This is a genomic window from Blautia sp. 2227st1_G12_2227SCRN_220401 (assembly GCF_039062885.1).
GTDB lineage: Bacteria > Bacillota > Clostridia > Lachnospirales > Lachnospiraceae > Blautia_A > Blautia_A fusiformis.
The window spans coordinates 1-1,608 of the sequence record NZ_JBCLNI010000066.1 but is presented as its reverse complement, the minus strand read 5'-3'; the positions used below and the strand labels follow the sequence as shown (position 1 = coordinate 1,608).

The 1,608-nt window shown below is 42.0% G+C and carries 1 protein-coding gene; it reads right to left on the bottom strand.

Features of this window, described 5'->3' with window-relative positions; all coding sequences use genetic code 11:
• Positions 1-180 precede the first annotated feature (180 nt).
• Positions 181-1,506, bottom strand: a complete 1,326-nt coding sequence (locus ABCM67_RS16205) for an IS4 family transposase (protein ID WP_175443014.1) — start codon at positions 1,504-1,506, stop codon at positions 181-183.
• Positions 1,507-1,608: the final 102 nt, after the last annotated feature.

Sequence of the window (1,608 nt, the reverse complement as noted above, 5' to 3'; positions counted from 1 at the left end):
CAATGCCATTTAGATAGAACATTTTGTAGATGATTCTTTATGTTACATTCTGTAATGTTTTGATATTTGGAGTGCTTTGAGAGGAAAAAATACGCAAACTTCCCCTTTGGGGTAGAAATCGTACTTTTATCCTTTAAATAACTTGTGTTTTTATCCAAAAAAAGTTATAGTATTCTTATATTAGGACACTCGGTATGCAAAGCTTACAAAGCCTTTCCTCTTTTTGGTACGGGGAAATTTCCGGCCGGGCTTGACCGGGACCAGGTAGCGTAACAGGAGTGTCTCGATATGAGGCGAGATCGTAGGACTGCTTTTTTGAAGGAAAGCTTTACAGATATGTACAGCCATGGTGAAGTTCACCTGGTAAGCGTATTTTGTTTTTTTCTGATGAGTACTTACATGTGGGGTAACGGATTCACAGAAATTATACAGAATGACGCGCGCGTATATCTCCTGTTCTACGTATCCCGCCTTTTTTGAATGAAGCTGGGAAAGCCCCAGGCTATACTTTAATTTTCGGAATGATGTTTCGATTCCCCATCTCAAATGGTATAATTCCCTGATCCTCCACGGAGGGAATGCTTCTCTTTCAAGATTCGTAACGATACATTCGTATCCACCGGTATCCAGTAAAAACCGTACCATTCTTAATCTCATAGGATAGACTGCCTGTTTTCCGTCTTTTTCCAGATCTAGGAAATCAAACACGGAGCTTGGGGAAAGTTTTTTATAGTGGACAGGATCTTTTTTTGAATGTACCGTGCTCCGTGTGATAAAAAAATCCAGGTCTTCGTCCAGTTCCCTGTCAGGCAGCCGGAAACCATACGAGATCCCTCCCCTGCGGGAGATATCCTTTGTACGGATAACAAAAGACAGGCCTTTTGCCATGATATGGGCAAAAACGTGATAAGTTTCATATCCCCGGTCAGCCAGTATGATCGTTCTGGCAGGGGTGCTGATATTTCCCAGCATCTGGACCAGGGCACGGGATTCATTGCTGACCATTGTCTTTTCGATCCGTATATCTGTGTATCTTTTATTACAAAGATCATACAGCGCATGGAGATGGAGCTGGTTGGAGCCTCTTTTTCCATTGCCGGAAGGTTTACAGCTTTCTTTGTCCGCAGGGTCATAACAGATGTTCAGATCAGATCCGTCACAAGCCAGGAGCTGAAATCCATCATAAGTATGTCCTGCCGGAAGTTTCTGTGTAAAATGATAAAACAGGTAACTCATGGCATCTGGAAGAAGCTTGGCCCTTTGCTGGTGGATAGCGGAAAGAGAAGGGATATCAGCAGGAAACCTGTGCTGGAAAAAGTCATGGGATGTAGTAGAAAGAGAGCCACCCTGCATGGTTAAAAGAGAGAGGATCGTATCCCGAAAGGAAATCTTACGTTTTCTCGAAAAATCAACGCCAGGGTGAAGGACAAAAGAATCCTTCTGAAGTTCTAATTCAGAAATAGCAGACAGGAGCAATTCATAACTGGAAGCAAAAGTAGAGTTCATAAGCGAGCCTCCTTTTGTATAAAAAAAGATTGCAATGTATAATTCTTTTTTACCATACATTGCAATCTTTTGGAATACTATGTTCTAACTAAATGGCATTGG

Excerpts from the sequence above, each read along its gene's own strand:
- ABCM67_RS16205 (WP_175443014.1), bottom strand. The coding sequence starts at position 1,506 with ATGAACTCTACTTTTGCTTCCAGTTATGAATTGCTCCTGTCTGCTATT.